Source organism: Streptomyces sp. NPDC127108 (assembly GCF_042677545.1).
In the GTDB taxonomy this organism is placed as follows: domain Bacteria; phylum Actinomycetota; class Actinomycetes; order Streptomycetales; family Streptomycetaceae; genus Streptomyces.
Map to the genome: position 1 here is coordinate 121291 of NZ_JBHXTE010000002.1, position 17012 is coordinate 138302.

13 protein-coding genes are annotated in these 17012 nt (G+C 74.0%); 4 read left to right on the forward strand and 9 right to left on the reverse strand.

The window, feature by feature from the left end; genetic code table 11:
* Positions 1 to 909 precede the first annotated feature (909 nt).
* The 3 genes from ACFVHO_RS02040 to ACFVHO_RS02050 all read right to left on the reverse strand — a co-directional run bounded on the left by ACFVHO_RS02040 (position 910) and on the right by ACFVHO_RS02050 (position 3888).
* Positions 910 to 2205 carry an HRDC domain-containing protein gene (locus ACFVHO_RS02040; protein ID WP_385708843.1) on the reverse strand — a complete coding sequence of 432 codons (1296 nt, stop codon included), beginning with the start codon at positions 2203 to 2205 and terminating at the stop codon, positions 910 to 912.
* A gap of 78 nt (positions 2206 to 2283) precedes the next feature.
* Positions 2284 to 2946, reverse strand: a complete 663-nt coding sequence (locus tag ACFVHO_RS02045; protein WP_016643199.1) for a response regulator transcription factor — start codon at positions 2944 to 2946, stop codon at positions 2284 to 2286.
* Positions 2947 to 3228: 282 nt separating this feature from the next.
* Positions 3229 to 3888, reverse strand: a complete 660-nt coding sequence (locus tag ACFVHO_RS02050; RefSeq protein WP_385708846.1) for a DUF3000 domain-containing protein — start codon at positions 3886 to 3888, stop codon at positions 3229 to 3231.
* 362 nt (positions 3889 to 4250) lie between these two features.
* Between ACFVHO_RS02050 and hemE the strand changes: the two genes are divergently transcribed.
* Complete coding sequence (gene hemE, locus ACFVHO_RS02055) at positions 4251 to 5315, forward strand: uroporphyrinogen decarboxylase (RefSeq protein ID WP_385708848.1); 1065 nt, start codon at positions 4251 to 4253, stop codon at positions 5313 to 5315.
* Between the two features lie 732 nt (positions 5316 to 6047).
* Here the strand turns inward: hemE and ACFVHO_RS02060 are convergent.
* Both ACFVHO_RS02060 and ACFVHO_RS02065 read right to left on the reverse strand, forming a co-directional pair.
* On the reverse strand, positions 6048 to 7433 hold the full coding sequence (locus ACFVHO_RS02060; protein ID WP_385708851.1) for an FAD-dependent oxidoreductase: 1386 nt from the start codon (positions 7431 to 7433) through the stop codon (positions 6048 to 6050).
* Between the two features lie 109 nt (positions 7434 to 7542).
* A complete protein-coding gene (locus ACFVHO_RS02065; protein WP_385708854.1) occupies positions 7543 to 8811 on the reverse strand; it encodes a DUF4349 domain-containing protein in 1269 nt (422 codons plus the stop codon).
* A gap of 260 nt (positions 8812 to 9071) precedes the next feature.
* Between ACFVHO_RS02065 and hemG the strand changes: the two genes are divergently transcribed.
* The 3 genes from hemG to ACFVHO_RS02080 all read left to right on the forward strand — a co-directional run bounded on the left by hemG (position 9072) and on the right by ACFVHO_RS02080 (position 11834).
* Positions 9072 to 10568, forward strand: a complete 1497-nt coding sequence (hemG, locus tag ACFVHO_RS02070; protein WP_385708857.1) for a protoporphyrinogen oxidase — start codon at positions 9072 to 9074, stop codon at positions 10566 to 10568.
* A gap of 4 nt (positions 10569 to 10572) precedes the next feature.
* A complete protein-coding gene (hemQ, locus tag ACFVHO_RS02075) occupies positions 10573 to 11292 on the forward strand; it encodes a hydrogen peroxide-dependent heme synthase (RefSeq protein WP_385708860.1) in 720 nt (239 codons plus the stop codon).
* A gap of 167 nt (positions 11293 to 11459) precedes the next feature.
* Entirely contained in the window at positions 11460 to 11834 is a 375-nt protein-coding gene (locus ACFVHO_RS02080; protein ID WP_385708862.1) for an RNHCP domain-containing protein, read from the forward strand.
* Positions 11835 to 11837: 3 nt separating this feature from the next.
* On the opposite strand, the gene ACFVHO_RS02085 is transcribed toward ACFVHO_RS02080, so the two are convergent.
* The 4 genes from ACFVHO_RS02085 to ACFVHO_RS02100 form a co-directional block, all read right to left on the reverse strand.
* Positions 11838 to 13484 (reverse strand): alpha/beta hydrolase, encoded by a 1647-nt coding sequence (locus tag ACFVHO_RS02085; RefSeq protein ID WP_385708864.1) that lies wholly within the window; start codon positions 13482 to 13484, stop codon positions 11838 to 11840.
* Positions 13485 to 13646: 162 nt separating this feature from the next.
* Positions 13647 to 14417 carry a TIGR04222 domain-containing membrane protein gene (locus ACFVHO_RS02090; RefSeq protein WP_385708867.1) on the reverse strand — a complete coding sequence of 257 codons (771 nt, stop codon included), beginning with the start codon at positions 14415 to 14417 and terminating at the stop codon, positions 13647 to 13649.
* 106 nt (positions 14418 to 14523) lie between these two features.
* Complete coding sequence (locus tag ACFVHO_RS02095) at positions 14524 to 15279, reverse strand: DUF4142 domain-containing protein (RefSeq protein ID WP_385708870.1); 756 nt, start codon at positions 15277 to 15279, stop codon at positions 14524 to 14526.
* Between the two features lie 102 nt (positions 15280 to 15381).
* Complete coding sequence (locus tag ACFVHO_RS02100; protein WP_385708873.1) at positions 15382 to 16794, reverse strand: DUF692 domain-containing protein; 1413 nt, start codon at positions 16792 to 16794, stop codon at positions 15382 to 15384.
* Between the last annotated feature and the right edge of the window lie 218 nt (positions 16795 to 17012).

The window sequence follows — 17012 nt, forward strand, 5'->3', positions numbered from 1 at the left end:
ATGGCTCTCCTCCAGGGTGCGGTGCGCCTGCGGCGCGCTTCCTCCAGTCATGCTACTTGTCGGTAACTATGAGGCCAAGGGCTGGTCCGGGGAGGCGCACATCACATGCGGCGCACACCCGGACGACTCCCTCCGCTTCACGGCCCCTGGCCCTGGCCCGGGGCGCACCCCTCCCCGGTGCCCCGCCTGCTCCCCTCCACCGCTACGCGGCGGTTCCCCCACCCGCCCACCCGTGACTGCCGCCCCAGTCGCACCGCCGGAGGCGGACGTCCGGGCTGCGGGCGTGCCGCGCGGCCCGTCGTGTCCGTGTGTCGTCGCGAAGCCGTCGTTCGGCCTGTCGCAGGGTGCGTTGGCTAGGGGGTTGCCGAGCACCCTGGAAGTGCGATGGTGGGCCCGAAGCCTCTGCCCGGCCCGTCGCCACGAGGGGCTGCCTGGATGCCCGCCGCCCGGGTCCGTAGTCACGGCGTGCAGCCCCGAAGCCTCCGTTCGGCCTGCCGTCCCGGTGTGCAGGCCTGAAGCCTCTGCCCGGCTCGTCGCCACGGTGGTCGGCCTGAAGCCTCCGTTCGGCCTGCCGTCCCGGTGTGCAGGCCTGAAGCCTCTGCCCGGCTCGACGCCACGGTGGTCGGCCGAAGACTCTGCCCGGCTCGTCGCCACGGTGGTCAGCCCGAAGCCTCCGTCCAGCCCGTCGCCACGGTGGTCGGCCTTATGGCCGTCGCTCGGGGCCCGGCGTTGCGGAGTGCGGGCCCGGCCTCGTCGTTCGGCCCGTTGTCGTGGTGTTTCGGCCCGACGCCCGCCTGCGACTTTGTGGGTGGGCGGGTGGGAGGGAGCGCCGCGTAGCGGCGGGGGAGGGCGTTCTTGGGGATGGGGGGAGGCGCCCTCGGAGGGGAGGGCGCCTCGGGGGGGGCGTCGTTACGGGGCCGGGGTTGTGAGGGCTGTGGTGAGGGTGGGGGTTACCTGGGTGATCTGCCAGGGGCGGGCGCCGTGGGTGGAGAGGGCCGTGGCGACCGTGTCGGGGGTGAGGTCGGACGGGGGCTCCCAGCAGACGCGGCGGACCGTGTCGGGAGTGATCAGGTTCTCCTGGGGCATGTTCAGGCGCTCGGCGAGCGCGGAGACGGCGGCGCGGGCGGCGGAGAGCCGCGCGGCCGCGGCCGGGTCCCGGTCGGCCCAGGAGCGGGGCGGCGGCGGCCCCGCCACCGCCTGCCCGGGCTGCGGCAGCTCGGAGTCCGGCAGGGCCCGGGCGCGATCGACCCCGGACTGCCACTGCTCCAGCTGCCGCCGCCCCATCCGGTGCCCGAACCCGGGCAGCGCGGTGAGCGCGTGCACGTTCGGGGGCAGCGCCAGGGCCGCTTCCACGATCGCCCCGTCGCTCAGGACCTTGCCGGGCGAGACGTCACGCCGCTGCGCGATCCGGTCCCGGGTCACCCACAGTTCCCGTACGACAGCCATCTGACGCCGTCGCCGGACCTTGTGCATGCCGGACGTACGCCGCCAGGGGTCCTTGCGGGGCGGCGCGGGCGGCGCGGAGGCGATGGCGTCGAACTCCTCGCGGGCCCACTCCAGCTTCCCCTGCCGGTCCAGCTCCTTCTCGAGGGCGTCACGGAGGTCGACGAGGAGCTCCACGTCGAGCGCGGCGTAGCGCAGCCAGGGCTCGGGGAGCGGGCGGGTCGACCAGTCGACGGCGGAGTGGCCCTTCTCCAGGACGTACCCGAGGACGCTCTCGACCATGGCGCCGAGCCCGACCCGGGGGAATCCGGCGAGCCGCCCGGCGAGCTCCGTGTCGAAGATGCTGGACGGGACCATGCCTATTTCCCGCAGGCACGGCAGGTCCTGGGTGGCGGCGTGCAGCACCCACTCGGTGCCGGCGAGCGCCTCGCCGAGCCCGGACAGGTCGGGGCAGGCGACGGGGTCGATCAGCGCGGTGCCCGCGCCCTCGCGGCGGAGCTGGACCAGGTACGCGCGCTGGCCGTAGCGGTAGCCGGACGCCCGCTCGGCGTCCACGGCCACCGGTCCCGTACCGGCGGCAAATGCCGCGATGACCTGCGCAAGCGTCGCAGAGTCGGCCACGACGGGCGGAATGCCGTCTCGCGGTTCGAGGAGCGGGGTCGGTGTCCCTTCGACGGAGACGCCTGTGACGCCTTCGTCCGGAGGAGCGCCTCCGGTGGTTCGCAGTGAACTGTCTGCTGCGGTCTCTTGGGCGTCGGTCACCTGTCAAGGGTATCTGTGAACGCACGGCGCCCGTCGACGGAACGTTACGTCGACGGGCGGCCAGGGGGTGTAAATCGGTCAGTGGATGATTCCCGTGCGCAGGGCCACCGCGACCATGCCCGCCCGGTCGCCGGTGCCGAGCTTGCGGGCGATGCGGGCGAGGTGACTCTTTACGGTCAGTGCGGACAGGCCCATCGAGACGCCGATGGCCTTGTTGGACTGCCCCTCGGCCACCAGGCGGAGAACCTCCACCTCGCGGCCCGACAGCTCGCGGTAGCCGCCCGGGTGGCTCGGGGTGCCCGGCGGGCGCCGGTGCATACGGGCGGCGGCGGAGCCGATGGGGGCGGCGCCGGGACGGGTGGGCAGACCCACGTTGGTACGGGTGCCGGTGACGACGTAGCCCTTGACGCCGCCCGCGAGGGCGTTGCGCACGGCGCCGATGTCGTCGGCGGCGGAGAGCGCGAGTCCGTTGGGCCAGCCCGCGGCGCGGGTCTCGGACAGGAGGGTGAGGCCGGAGCCGTCGGGAAGGTGGACGTCGGCGACGCAGATGTCGCGGGGGTTGCCGATGCGGGGACGAGCCTCCGCGATGGACGAGGCCTCGATGACGTCACGTACACCGAGGGCCCACAGGTGGCGGGTCACGGTGGAGCGGACGCGGGGGTCGGCCACGACGACCATGGCGGTCGGCTTGTTCGGGCGGTAGGCGACCAGGCTTGCGGGCTGCTCGAGGAGAACGGACACCAGGCCTCCTGGGGTGGCGGGTCGGAACCGGCTCGGGGATGAAGCCGGGACGAACCGTGCGTTTCAAGGTCACAGACCTCTTCGGCACCAATGGCACCCGCCTTTAGGGGATGATCACGATTTGGTGAGTAACAAATTCGGGCGATTCGGACGCGTGATCGATCATCCGACGATCAACCCCTCTCACCAGGCGTGCCGTTCCCGTCGCACGCGCTCGACCCCCGGCCACGTCAACGCCGGGGGTCATCGCGGTGCCGCCCGGGGCACCGCCGCGCCGCGCCCTCAGGTGGAACGGGGTCCCCGCCGCTGTGGCAGCGACACCACCGAGCCGTCCGCCGCCGCCACCGGCGGCAGCCCCGCGATCTGGCACAGCAGGTCGCACCACGCCGCCAGGTGCGCCGCCGTGTCCGGCACCCCGGCGGCCGACTCGCGCGGCGTCCAGGACGCGCGGATCTCGATCTGGGAGGCGGGCGGGCGCTCGGCGAGCCCGCCGAAGTAGTGCGAGCCCGCCCGCGTCACCGTCCCGCTCGGCTCCCCGCACGCCAGGCCCCGGGCGGCGAGCGCCCCGGTCAGCCAGGTCCAGCACACCTCGGGCAGCAGCGGGTCCGCCGCCATCTCCGGCTCCAGCTCCGCCCGCACCAGCGTCACGAGCCGGAACGTCCCCTGCCACGCGTCGTGCCCGTCCGGGTCGTGCAGCAGCACCAGCCTGCCGTCCGCCAGGTCCTCCTCGCCGTCGACGACGGCCGCCTCCAGCGCGTACGCGTACGGGGCGAGCCGCTTCGGCGACCGGGTCTGTTCGACCTCGATCTGCGGCCGCAGCCGTGCCCCGCGCAGCGCGTCGACGGCAGCACGGAACGGCGGTGGACCCGCGTCCGCCACCACCCCCTGCGCGCCGTCCATCTCGCCCGCGTCGTCCGACCGTTGTCCTTGAGCCGCAGCCATGCGGGGAAGATTAAGGGGAACGGCGCCTCCGTGCAGGGAGGCGCCCCTCTCGGGGCGCGCTTTGCTCACTCCTTGACCCGGGCTCGGGTGGTCTTCGGGTGTCGCGCTTGCGCGCTTGTCCTCAAGCGCCGGACGGGCTGGATCCTGCCGGGTGTGGTCTCTTTCGCGTCCCGCCGTGGGGCTGCTGGTCTGTCGCGCTTGCGCGCTCGTCCTCAAGCGCCGGACGGGCTGAATGCGGCTCGTCCTCAGGTTCCGGGCGGGCTGAGTCGGTTGCCGGGCGGGGTGAGTTCGCCTGGGCGTGGGTGATTTTCGTCCGGTTGACCCGGCGTCCTGTGGTGTGGGGCGCGTGCGAGACTTTGGGGGTGAGTGTCAATGACGAGGCCACGGGCCGGCGAAACGCAGCTACGTACGACTCCGCATTCCTGAAGGCGTGCAGGCGTGAGCCCGTGCCGCACACGCCGGTGTGGTTCATGCGGCAGGCGGGGCGCTCACTGCCCGAGTACCGCAAGGTGCGTGAGGGCACGGCCATGCTGGAGTCCTGCATGATGCCGGAGCTCGTCACGGAGATCACGCTGCAGCCGGTGCGCCGTCACGGCGTGGACGCGGCGATCTACTTCAGCGACATCGTCGTGCCCCTCAAGGCCATCGGCATCGACCTCGACATCAAGCCGGGCGTCGGGCCCGTCGTCGAGCAGCCGATCCGCTCCCGCGCCGACCTCGCGCGGCTGCGGGACCTCACGCCCGAGGACGTCGGTTACGTCACCGAGGCCATCGGCATGCTCACGCGCGAACTGGGCGAGACGCCGCTCATCGGATTCGCCGGTGCGCCTTTCACCCTTGCGAGCTACCTCGTCGAGGGCGGTCCGAGCCGTAACCACGAGCACACCAAGGCCATGATGTACGGCGACCCGCAGCTGTGGGCCGACCTGCTCGACCGGCTCGCGGAGATCACCGGCGCCTTCCTGAAGGTGCAGATCGAGGCCGGCGCGAGCGCCGTGCAGCTCTTCGACTCCTGGGTCGGCGCGCTGGCCCCCGCCGACTACCGCCGCTCCGTGATGCCCGCGTCCACCAAGGTCTTCGACGCCGTCGCCGGGTACGGCGTGCCGCGCATCCACTTCGGCGTCGGCACCGGCGAACTGCTCGGGCTGCTCGGCGAGGCCGGGGCCGACGTGGTCGGCGTCGACTGGCGGGTGCCGCTGGACGAGGCCGCCCGGCGGGTGGGTCCCGGCAAGGCGCTCCAGGGCAACATCGACCCTGCCGTCCTCTTCTCCTCCCGCGAGGCCGTCGAGGCGAAGGCCGACGAGGTGCTCGCCGCGGCCGCCGGTCTCGAGGGGCACGTCTTCAACCTCGGCCACGGCGTGCTGCCCACCACCGACCCCGACGCCCTCACCCGCCTCGTGGAGTACGTCCACACGCGTACCGCCTGAGGCGCCCACGCGACGCGAGCGCTGCCCCGGCCTCCTCCTGGCGGAGGCCGGGGCAGCGGCGCGTTCGTCCCTCCCGGAGTCCGACGCCGTACGACGCCCCCCTCGACCCCGGGAGGGAACCCCCCCATCCGCAGCCGCTCTCCCACCCGCCCCCCGACGGGTGGGAGTTCGGTTCGCGCGGGTACCACCCCCCACAGCGTTCCGAACACATGTTGCCGTGCGTGTTCGTTCCACTCTGACGCGTCACATAGTGCGGCCCGCTTGTGGGGTCCGTGCCGATTCTGTGAAAAGTGGCGGAAAAGAGCGGGTAACTGGTGGGAGGTGCGGCATGGGGTGGATGAGGCCGGTGGGGGCGGGTGTGGTGCCGCCGTGTGTCCGGTGGTGCGGACGGCGTGGCCGCTCAGCGGGGTTCGGGCTGCCTCGTCTCCGTAGTGCGTGGCGCATGCATGCATGGGGCGTGCGCCCGGCGTGTTCGGGTTCTGCCAGTGGACCGGACCAATGTAAGGAATCGGCCACGCCTCAGGGCTTGCCCTGCGCGGTGGCGGAATGCCGGAAAGCGCGTTCTGACCTGCGTGGCAGACGCGTTCCGGGGGAGCGGTGCGCGGGGCGTATCAGGCCCCGCGCACCGTGCCGTCCGGCCGTGCCCCCGGAACCCGCCGCCGCAAGAGCGCGGACCGCGCCAGGGGCGGGGCGGCACCCGGACCGGACGGTGAACGCCTCGTCCCCGGCCCCTCAGGCCCCGCCCGCCCGCACCGCCGACACCGCCTTGCGCGCCGCCACCAGGACCGGGTCCCACACGGGCGAGAACGGCGGCGCGTACCCGAGGTCGAGCGCCGTCATCTCCTCCACCGTCATGCGCGCCGTCAGCGCCACGGCCGCCACGTCGACCCGCTTGGCCGCGCCCTCACGGCCCACGATCTGGACGCCGAGCAGTCGGCCCGTGCGCCGCTCGGCCAGCATCTTCACCGTCATCAGGGCCGCCCCGGGGTAGTAGCCGGCCCGGCTCGTCGACTCGATGGTCACCGCCACGTACTGCAGGCCCGCCGCCCGCGCGTCCTTCTCCCGAAGGCCCGTGCGCGCGATTTCCAGGTCGCAGACCTTGCTCACGGCGGTGCCGACGACGCCCGGGAACGTGGCGTACCCGCCGCCCACGTTCGACCCGATGACCTGCCCGTGCTTGTTCGCGTGCGTGCCGAGCGCGATGTGCCGCTCCCGGCCCGAGACCAGGTCCAGGACCTCCACACAGTCGCCGCCCGCCCAGATCGCCTCGTCCGCGACCGGCCCGCGCACCCGCATCGCCAGGTCGGTGAGCAGCCCGCCGTGCTCCCCGAGCGGCAGCCCCGCGGCGCGCGCGAGCGCGGTCTCGGGGCGTACGCCGATACCGAGCACCACCACGTCCGCGGGGAACTCGCGGTCCTCGGTGGCCACGGCCCTGGCCCGGCCGTCGTCGCCGGTGAGGATCTTGGTGACCTCGGCGTCGTTCACCATCGTGATGCCCATGCCGGTCATCGCCTCGTGCACGAGGCGGCCCATGTCCGGGTCGAGCGTGGACATCGGCTCCTTGCCGCGGTTGACCACGGTGACCTCGTAGCCCCGTCCGATCAGCGCCTCCGCCATCTCCACGCCGATGTAGCCCGCCCCGATCACCACGGCGTGGCGGCCCGGCGTCCCGGTGAGCGTGTCGAGGAGCGCCTGCCCGTCGTCCAGGGTCTGCACGCCGTGCACGCCCGGGGCGTCGATGCCGGGCAGGTCCGGGCGCAGCGGCCGGGCGCCGGTGGCGATCACGAGCTTGTCGTACGCGGTCCACTCCTCGGTGCCCGAGGCGAGGTCCCGCGACCGCACCCGCCGCTCCCGCGCGTCGATCTCCACGACCTCGGTACGCATCCGCAGGTCGATCGCGCGTTCCCGGTGCTCCGCGGGCGTCCGCGCGATCAGGTCGTCCCGCTCGGCCACGTCGCCGCCCACCCAGTAGGGGATCCCGCACGCCGAGAACGAGGTGAAGTTGCCCCGCTCGAAGGCGACGATCTCCAGCTCCTGCGGCGACTTCAGCCTGCGTGCCTGCGACGCGGCCGACATCCCTGCCGCGTCCCCTCCGATGACCACCAGTCGTTCACTCATGCGGACACGCTACGGGGCGGGGGCAGTTCGGGTCCCGGTGCCGTCCCCGGCACGGCACCGGGACTCGTCCCCACCCCCGCGCCGGGACCCGTCCCCACCCCCGCGCAGGTCAGGAACCGCCTGAACCCTTCGGGGCCTTCGGGGTCTTCGGGCCGCTCGGGCCGCTCGGGTCGGCCGGACTGCTGCCGCCAGAGGCCCCCGCGCCTCCCGTGCCTCCCGCGACTCCCGCACCCCCCGCGCCTCCAGGCCCCGTGGCACCGCCCGCCCCACCCGGATCCACGGCCCGGCCCGGGCCCACGGCCAACCCCGCGGGCACCGCGACCGCCCGCCGTGCCGTCCACGGCCGCACCACCCGCAGCCACAGCAGCACCAGCAGCGCCGCGACCGCCGCGAACGGCAGGGCCGCCGCCAGGCCGACCGCCAGCCACCCCAGCATCGTCACGAAGGCGCCCCAGCCGCCGGACAGCGCGCCCGTGAACGTCGGGTCGTCGTCGTCCTTGCCGTCCGTACCGGCCTGCGGCGACTCGGTGAGCGTGAGCGTGATGGTGGCCATCGTCGTGCGGTCCTTCAGCGAGGACTGCCGCGCGAGCAGCGCCTCCAGGTCCGCCTGACGGCTGCTCAGCTCGCCCTCCAGCGACACGATGTCGCTGATCTTCGTGGCCTTGTCCATCAGTGCCCGCACCCGCGCCACACTCGCCCGCTGCGTCCTGATCCGGCTCTCGACGTCCACGACCTCCTCGGTGACGTCCTCGGCCTTGGCGTTGCGGCTGATCAGCTTGCCCGTGCCCGCGAGGTCGGAGAGGACCTGCTCGTAGCGGTCCTGCGGGACGCGGAGCACGACGCGGGAGCGGTCGTGGCCGCGCCGGTCGCGGTCCGTGGACTCGTCGCCGACCAGACCGCCCGCGCCCTCGGCCGCCGTCCGCGCCCGCTCCAGGGCCCGCGGCACGTCCTTGACGCGTACGGTCAGCGAGGCCGTGCGGATGATGTGGGTGTCGGCCGCCCGCAGCGGCCCGGACGGATTCCGGGCGTCGCCGCCCGCGCGCTCCTTCCCGTTCCCGGCACGGTCGCCGTCCGCCTTGGCGCCTTCCCGCGCCCCGCTCTCGTCGGTCAGGGCGCCACTGCCGTCGGCGGGTGCCTGGCTGGCCTGCGCCCCCGCGGCCCGGTCACCGCCGGAGTCACTGCTCTTGTCGTCGCTGTCACCGCCCGCGCCGCACCCCGCGAGCGCGAGCGTCACGGTGAGGAGCACCGCGGCGAGCCCGGTGAGCGGACCCCGCCGTGCCCGGCCGAGGGGCGTCGACGCACCCGGGGCCGGTGGCGCGTCGGCGGGCGCGGGCCTGCCGCCCGTACCGGATGACCCTGACGTGCTGGACGTGTGCATCGACGTACCCCCGAGGTCGTGGTGAGTGTGCTCCTACGACGCCGGGACCGGTCACGATGTTCGGTCCGGGTGGTCCCGATGAGGTTCCGGCGCGGTCACGGAGGGGACTCGTCCGGAAGTGCGCCGGGGGGAAGTGGACCGGAGGGGGGCGGGTGCCTGGGCCGGGGTGCGGGTGCCTGGGGCGGAAGGGCGCGGGCGCCCGGGCCGGAGGCGTTCAGGTGCGCGAAAGGGTTGCCGAGTGGCTCTGAGAGAGTGGGGGCATGCGCGCAGCGGACACACGGACCAGCCAGTACTCCTCCGCCCCCGACGGGCCCCCGGGCGGTCTCGGTCACGTCGTCGTCATCGGCGGTGGGATCGCGGGTCTCGCCGCCGCGCACCGCCTCCTTGACGCCGGAGCGCGCGTCACCGTTCTGGAGGCCTCCGACCGGCTCGGCGGGAAGCTGCGCGCGGGTGAGATCGCGGGCGTAGGGGTCGACCTCGGCGCCGAGTCGATGCTGGCCCGCAGGCCGGAGGCGGTCGGTCTGGCACGCGAGGTGGGCCTCGGTGACCGGCTGCAGCCACCGGCGACGGCGAGTGCCGCGATCTGGACCCGCGGCGCGCTGCGGCCGATGCCCAAGGGGCACGTCATGGGCGTGCCCGGCGACGCGTCCGCCGTCGCCGGGGTGCTCTCCGACGAGGGCCTGCGCCGCGTGGAGAGGGACCGTGAACTGCCGCCCACCGAGGTCGGTGACGACGTCGCGGTCGGGGAGTACGTCGCCCGGCGGGTCGGCCGCGAGGTCGTGGACCGGCTGGTGGAGCCGCTGCTCGGCGGGGTGTACGCCGGGGACGCGTACCGCATCTCGATGCGCTCCGCCGTCCCGCAGCTCTTCGAGGCCGCCCGCACCCACACCTCCCTCACCGAGGGCGTCCGCGACCTCCAGGCACGGGCCGCCGGGAACCAGCAGTCCGGCCCCGTCTTCATGGGCATCGACGGCGGCATCGGCCAACTGCCCCTGGCCGTCGCGGAGTCGGTGCGGGCGCGCGGCGGCGAGATCCTGCTGAGGTCCGCGGCCCACGGGCTGCGCCGGGTCGAGGACGGCTGGGAGGTGTACGTCGACGACTGGGACCTGGAAGCCGACGCCGTCGTCCTCGCCGTGCCCGCGCCGCACGCCGCCCGTCTCCTGGAGCACGACGTCCCCGGGGCAGCGGCCGAGCTGCGCGCCGTCGAGTACGCCTCCATGGCCCTGATCACCCTCGCCTACCGCCGTGCCGACGCGGTCGCGCTGCCCGAGGGGAGCGGGTTCCTGGTGCCGCCGGTCGACGGGCGGACCATCAAGGCGTCGACGTTCGCGAGCCAGAAGTGGGGGTGGATCGGGGAGCAGGACCCGGATCTGTTCGTGCTGCGTACGTCCGTGGGGCGGTACGGGGACGAGAAGGACCTGGGCCGCCCGGACGACGAGCTGGTCGACGTGTCGCGGGCGGACCTGCGCGCCGCCACCGGCCTGGACGCGGCGCCCGTCGCCTCAGCCGTCACCCGCTGGGACAGCGGACTGCCGCAGTACCCCGTCGGCCACCACGCGCGCGTGGCCCGCGTCCGCGAGCACGTGGGCCGGATGCCGGGCCTCGCGGTCTGCGGGGCGGCGTACGACGGAGTGGGCATCCCGGCCTGCGTCGCCAGCGCGAACGCGGCCGTCGACCAGCTGACAGGGGACCTTTCCGGGGTGCGCGAGCTCACTGCCAACCCGGTGCAGAGCCTGCACGGCGGCGCGGGAGAATAGCCGCATGAGTGACGACGCCCCCGCCAAGATCCCGAACGCCGGCAAGAAGGCCAAGGACCTCAACGAGGTCATCCGCTACACCCTGTGGTCCGTCTTCAAACTGCGCGACGTCCTGCCCGAGAGCCGCCTCGGGTACGCCGACGAGGTCCAGGAGCTGTTCGACAAGCTCGCTGCCCGCGACATCACCGTCCGCGGCACCTACGACGTGTCCGGTCTGCGCGCCGACGCCGACGTCATGATCTGGTGGCACGCGGAGACCGCCGACGAGCTCCAGGAGGCGTACAACCTCTTCCGGCGCACCAAGCTCGGCCGCGCCCTGGAGCCGGTCTGGTCGAACATGGCGCTGCACCGCCCCGCCGAGTTCAACAAGTCGCACATCCCGGCGTTCCTCGCCGACGAGACGCCCCGCAACTACGTCTCGGTCTACCCCTTCGTGCGCTCCTACGACTGGTACCTGCTGCCCGACGAGGACCGCCGCCGCATGCTCAAGGACCACGGCATGATGGCCCGCGGCTACCCCGACGTGCGCGCCAACACCGTCGCCTCGTTCTCCCTCGGCGACTACGAATGGCTGCTCGCCTTCGAGGCCGACGAGCTGTACCGCATCGTCGACCTCATGCGGCACCTGCGCGCCTCCGAGGCCCGCATGCACGTCCGCGAGGAGGTCCCGTTCTTCACCGGCCGCCGCAAGTCCGTGGCGGACCTGGTGGCGGGTCTGGCGTAGCCGGTAATTCGGTTGCCGCGCCCGCGCGGTGCGGGTTTCATCGAGAGGTCGGGCCGACTGGGGTCCGGCCTCTCGTGCGTGGACAGAAAGCCGGTGTTGTATGCCCAGGGCCCTGCGGAATCTCTCGAGTTCACCCCATTCCGCATCGCTCAGGAGTCCTCTCTCCCATGTCACGCAACACCTCTCGGCGGGCGCGCACTGAAGCACGCGCCCAGTCCTTCCGCTGCTTGCAGTGCGGCCTCGACGTCCCGATGACCGCACCCGGCACCGACCACCGCAACCACTGCCCCACCTGCCTGTGGAGCCGTCACCTCGACGACACTCCCGGCGACCGGGCGGCGGACTGCGGAGCCAGGATGGAACCCCTCGCCATCTCCGTACGGGGAGACGGCGAGTGGGTCCTCGTCCACCGCTGCACCCACTGCGGCGTCCTGCACGCCAACCGCACCGCGGGCGACGACAACGCCCTGCCGCTGACGCGTCTCGCGGTGCGCCCGCTGGCCCAGCCACCGTTCCCGCTGGAGCGGCTCGGCGCGCTCTGAGGCCTAGAGCGGCTTGGGGAGGCTCGCCGCCCGCGCCCCGGACAGCGGCTTCGGCTCCGGGTGCGGCGCGCACGACGCGCGTCGCACCGGGAGCTCGCCCTCCAGGAGATACGCGTCCACGTGGCCGTTGACGCACGCGTTCGGGCCGCCCGCGATGCCGTGCGTGCCCGCGTCCTTCTCGGTCACCAGGACCGAACCCGCGAGCCGGTGGTGCAGTTCGAGTGCGCCCTCGTACGGTGTCGCCGCGTCCCGCTCTGCGGCCAGGATCAGGGTCGGCGGCAGGGCGCCGGCGGCGGCGCGCACGTCGAGGGCCTGCTGGCGGGGCGCGGGCCAGTAGGCGCACGGCAGGTTCATCCAGGCGTTGTCCCAGGTCTCGAACGGCGCGAGCCGCGCGAGGGCGGAGTTGTCGCGGTCCCAGGTGGGGAAGTCGGTGGGCCAGGCGGCGTCGTTGCACTCGACGGCCGTGTAGACGGCGTTGCCGTTCTCGTCCTCGGCGGCGGCTGCCGGGTGCGGCGCGGCCTGCTGGATCAGCGGCTGCGGGTTGCCCTTCAGATACTGCGAGAGGGCCGTCGCCCGCATCGGCCAGTAGTCGTCGTAGTACGCGGCCCGCAGGAACGCCGCCCGCAGCTGCGACGAGCCGACCTTGCCGCCCGCGGGCTTGTGGGTCAGCTCGGCGCGGACGCTCTCGTAGGAGCGCTGCACCTCCTGCGGGGTCGTGCCGAGGCCGTACGTCTTGTGGTGCTTGGCGACCCAGGTGCGGAAGTCGGCCCAGCGGCGCTCGAAGGCGAAGGACTGGTCGAGGTTGTTGGCGTACCAGATCTGGTCGGGGGCCGGGTTGACCGCCGAGTCGAAGACCATGCGGCGCACGTGGCCTGGGAACAGCGTCGCGTAGACGGAGCCGATGTAGGTGCCGTACGAGGCGCCCATGAACGTCAGCTTCCGCTCGCCGAGGGCGGCGCGCAGCACGTCCAGGTCGCGGGCGTTGTTCAGGGTGGTGTAGTGGCGCAGGTCCGGTCCTGCGTGGCGGGCGCAGCCGCGTGCGTAGGCCTTCGCCTGCGCGATCCGCTCGGCCTTGTACGAGGCGTCGGGGTGGGTCGGCGAGTTGGTGGGCGCCTTGGTGAACTGCCGCGGGTCCTGGCAGGACAGGGGCGCGGAGCGGCCGACGCCGCGCGGTGCGTAGCCGACGAGGTCGTACGCCGCCGCGATGCGCCGCCACTCCGGCATCGGGCCGACCATCGGGAAGTACATCCCGGACGCGCCGGGGCCGCCCGGGTTGAAGACGAGCGCGCCCTGCCGCGACACCACGGCCCGGCCCGACTTCCCGGTGGCCTCGACGCGGCTGACGGTCAGCCGGATCTGCTTGCCGTCGGGGTGGGCGTAGTCGAGGGGGACGGCGACCGTGCCGCACTCCACGGACGGCGGCAGGTTCTCGGCCTTCGGGCAGGGGCCGAAGTCGATGCCGGTGGTCTGGGCGCGCTGGGCGGCGAGGGCGGTGCCGAGGGTCTCGGGGGAGGGGGTGGCGGAGGCACCGGAAGAGGGGGCGGAGGTGGCGGCGCTGCTCGCGGGGGCCGCGGCGAGGGCGGTCAGGACGAGGGAGCCGATGGTTACGACGGTTCTGTACCGGGCGGCGGCGGTTGCTGGTGCTCTCATCGCTGTTCTGTGTCCCTTTCGCGGCGCGGGCCCAAGTGATCGCGTAAATCGCAAAATCACAACAAAAGGGATATTCAGTTCGAAGAGTGGCAAAGTCCAGCACCGGCCCGCCGGCGTCGCGAGTCGCGCCCCAATGGCCCCTCGGACCGGCCGCGCGGAACCCTACGGCCGCGTGTCGCGGTACCCGTCGAGATTCGGGTCCCGGTGCGAGAGCGCGGCGCGCAGGGCGGGGTCCTCCAGGGCGCGCAGTCCGCGCACGGCCACCGACGTCAGGTCGTCCCGCGAGGGCAGCGTGCCGAGCAGCCGCCGCCCCGCCGGTGAGGCCCAGGGCGTGGTCGGCACCTCGAAGCGGGCGATGGCCAGGCAGCTCACCGTCAGGAAGAACGGCAGCGCGAACCACACCGCGACCGGCAGCTCCCCCTCGCGCCCCGGTGCCGGAAGCAGCGTCGCGCACGCCCCGAGGACGACGACGGCGGCCGCGGCCGCCCGCACCTGCCGCGCCGCGCCCGCGATCCCCGACCACATCCCGTCCGGCACCGCGAGGCCCGCCGCGACCAGGCGGTCCGCGAGCGCCCGCACCCCGTCCCCGGCCGCCGCGGCCGTGCGCACCGGCGCGATCCGCGACTGCCCGGCCGGACCTATCGCCCCGAGCACCGACCGCTCCAGGTCGTCCCCCGGCACCGGATCCACCACGGTCGCCCACCCCGTGTGCGCGAGCAGCAGCCGCCGCCCCCGCGCCATCGAGAGCAGCGCCACATCGACGACCCGGCCGGGCCCGCCCGACAGGAACGCCGCCTCGTACACCGTCAGATGCCGCCCCTCGTGCGCCCCGCGCGCCTCACTGGCCGCGGCCCGCACGGCGGCCACACAGAGCCGACCGCAGGACAGAGCGGCGAGAGCACAGGCGAGGAGCAGCAGCGGGACCCAGAACATGCCGGATTTCTATGTGAAGGAGCTGTGACGCCGCTACCGGTTTCCCACGATGTGGACACCCCCGCCGCGCCGGCTGCCCCACCGGTCCGGCCCCCTCCGCCCTGCCTCAGCCGCGCAGTCCGGGCGCGGGCCGCGAGACCGCGGGAGGCAGGGAGTACGTGGGAGTCGGGGAGACCGGTGCCGCAGGGGGTGGGGAGTCCTGGGGGCCCGGGGGTGCGGGGGTGCGGGCCGGGGGCGGGGTCGTGGACGTGGCGGCGTCGCGGGCCAGGCCGTCGAAGTCGACCAGGCCCGTCCCCTCGAGGACCTTGATGTGGTCGAGGACCGTGGTGTTCGCGTCGTCGGCGAGCGCCCGCACCTGGGAGTTGCGGGTGGTGGCGCGGACCTCCGCCACGAGCGAGAAGACCTTGCCGTGCGCGCGCCGCAGGATGTTCGCGAACTTCACGTCGTACGCCGTGCCGCGCTCCGCGCTCAGCTCCGCCAGCCAGCGCCGCTGCTGGGCGCTCGGCTGGCTGGGCAGTTCGAGCCGCAGCGCCGCCGCCACCTCGCGCACCCGCGCGTCCAGGAACGTGTGCCCCTCGACCAGGTGCTTGCCCGCGACGTGCACGGCCCGGGTGGTGCCGCGCTCCCCGGCCTGCTGTCCCGCGGGCAGCTCCCACAGGCCCGCGAGCCGCACCTTGGTGACGAAGTCCCGGTCGAGCGCGGACAGCGGTCCGTAGTCGGTCGACACGGTCCCCGAGGTGAGCGCGTCGAGGCCGGTGCCCGAGCGGTCCTCGTAGGACCACACGGGATAGACCAGCGCGGCCAGCGTGGCCACGAGCCCCGTGAGGACGAGACCGGTGCCGCTGATGATTCGGGAACGCATGACGCCTCCTGTCGCGCCACCGCACGCTAGTGCGCGGCGCGGGGGAGGCGTCCCGCATACCGGACGGAGTACGCCAACGGCTGTACGAGGCCCGGGAGTTGGTTACGTCGCCGAGGCGGGGTCGGCGTCCACGCCCGGGTGGCCGGGGGCGCGCCGCCGTGCCTTGCGCAGCGCGATCCCGGCCGCCCTCGTCCGCAGCCAGCGGGTGAGGGGGCGCCCGTCGAGCGGCTTCGGCCCCGAGCGCTCCAGCCACCACGCCGTCAGCTCGCCGCGCGCCGCCGCGTCGTCGGGCCGCCCCGCGAGCAGCAGGTGCTCGGCGAAGTCCAGCGCGTCCTGGCGGTAGCCGCCCGTCATGGGACGGGTGCGGGCGTAGCCGAGGAAGTCCGCACGGTACGTGTCGCCGATGATCCACGGCAGCTCGGGGGCTACCTTCGCGACCACGTCCGCCCGCTTGGCGCCGAGCGCGCGGCTCTGCACCCGAAGGCGGGCCCCGTCGAAGCCCTCCGGCGCGGGGGTGCCCGCGACGAGGGCGGAGAGGAGGGCGGCCTGGGCGAGGGCGACGCGCTGGCGGGTCGCGGGGGTGGCGGGGGTGGCGGCCGGGTCGGGTGCGGTGGGCGTGGGTCCGGCGGCCGGGGCGGGTGCGCCGTCCGGCGCCGGGACCGCTGCCGAGTCCTTCGCCGGGGGCGGGGCCGACGCCATGGCCACTGTCTCCCGGATCGCCGCCAGCTCCCGCTCGAGGTCGCCCGCCTCGGGGAAGTTCTCGTCCCGCTCCAGGAGCACCCCCGGCGGCCGGGTGCGCGCGGCGAGGTCGGCGAGGATGTCGAGGACGGGCCGCGGCACGGGGTGGGCGTGGCTGTCGTGCCACACGCCGTCCCGCTCGAAGCCGCCCGCCACATGGACGTACGCGATGGCCTCCACCGGCAGCTCGTCCAGGGCGCGGGCCGGGTCCTCGCCCCGGTTGACGTGGTTGGTGTGCAGGTTGGCGACGTCGATGAGCAGCCGGACGCCGGTCCGCTCCACCAGCTCGTACAGGAACTGCCCCTCCGTCATCTCCTCGCCGGGCCAGGAGATGAGGGCGGCGATGTTCTCGACGGCGAGCGGCACGGGCAGCGCGTCCTGGGCGATGCGGACGTTCTCGCACAGCACGGCGAGCGCGTCGCGGGTGCGCGGCACGGGCAGCAGGTGTCCCGCTTCGAGGTGCGGCGACGCGGTGAGGGCGCCACCGGCCCGTACGAACGCGATGTGCTCCGTGACGAGCGGCGAGCCGAGTGCCTCCGCGCGCTCCGCGAGGGCGGTGAGCCGGGCCTCGTCCGGGCGCTCCGCGCCGCCGAGGCCGAGCGAGACGCCGTGCGGCACGACCGTCACGCCGCGTTCGCGCAGCCGCAGCAGGGAGTCGGGCAGGTGGCCCGGGCACACGTTCTCGGCGACGGCCTCGACCCAGTCGATGCCGGGCATGCGCTCGACGGCGTCGGCGATCTCCGGGCGCCACCCGATGCCGGTCCCCAGCTGAGCCATCGTTCCGGTCGTTCCTCGTGCGGTCGTTCCACGTGCGGTCGTTCCTCGTACGGCGGCGGCCTCACGCGCCGCCGCCTCCCGTACCCCTGTCTCCTGTACCGCTGTCGTCCCCCGTGCGGGCATCGTCGTTCCCCCTCCTTGCCGCTGGTCCTCCCCGGTCGTTCACGTAGCCGTAGTCATGACCGCGCCAGACCGGGGTGAACCTTCTGATCAGGGGT

Bases quoted from the DNA above. Each gene is read 5' to 3' on its own strand.
- ACFVHO_RS02050 (WP_385708846.1), bottom strand. From the start codon at position 3,888: ATGGCTGCGGCTCAAGGACAACGGTCGGACGACGCGGGCGAGATGGAC.
- ACFVHO_RS02065 (WP_385708854.1), bottom strand. From the start codon at position 8,811: ATGCACACGTCCAGCACGTCAGGGTCATCCGGTACGGGCGGCAGGCCC.
- ACFVHO_RS02090 (WP_385708867.1), bottom strand. From the start codon at position 14,417: ATGTTCTGGGTCCCGCTGCTGCTCCTCGCCTGTGCTCTCGCCGCTCTG.
- hemG (WP_385708857.1), top strand. From the start codon at position 9,072: ATGCGCGCAGCGGACACACGGACCAGCCAGTACTCCTCCGCCCCCGAC.
- ACFVHO_RS02060 (WP_385708851.1), bottom strand. From the start codon at position 7,433: ATGAGTGAACGACTGGTGGTCATCGGAGGGGACGCGGCAGGGATGTCG.
- ACFVHO_RS02080 (WP_385708862.1), top strand. From the start codon at position 11,460: ATGTCACGCAACACCTCTCGGCGGGCGCGCACTGAAGCACGCGCCCAG.
- ACFVHO_RS02085 (WP_385708864.1), bottom strand. From the start codon at position 13,484: ATGAGAGCACCAGCAACCGCCGCCGCCCGGTACAGAACCGTCGTAACC.
- ACFVHO_RS02095 (WP_385708870.1), bottom strand. From the start codon at position 15,279: ATGCGTTCCCGAATCATCAGCGGCACCGGTCTCGTCCTCACGGGGCTC.
- ACFVHO_RS02100 (WP_385708873.1), bottom strand. From the start codon at position 16,794: ATGGCTCAGCTGGGGACCGGCATCGGGTGGCGCCCGGAGATCGCCGAC.
- hemQ (WP_385708860.1), top strand. From the start codon at position 10,573: ATGAGTGACGACGCCCCCGCCAAGATCCCGAACGCCGGCAAGAAGGCC.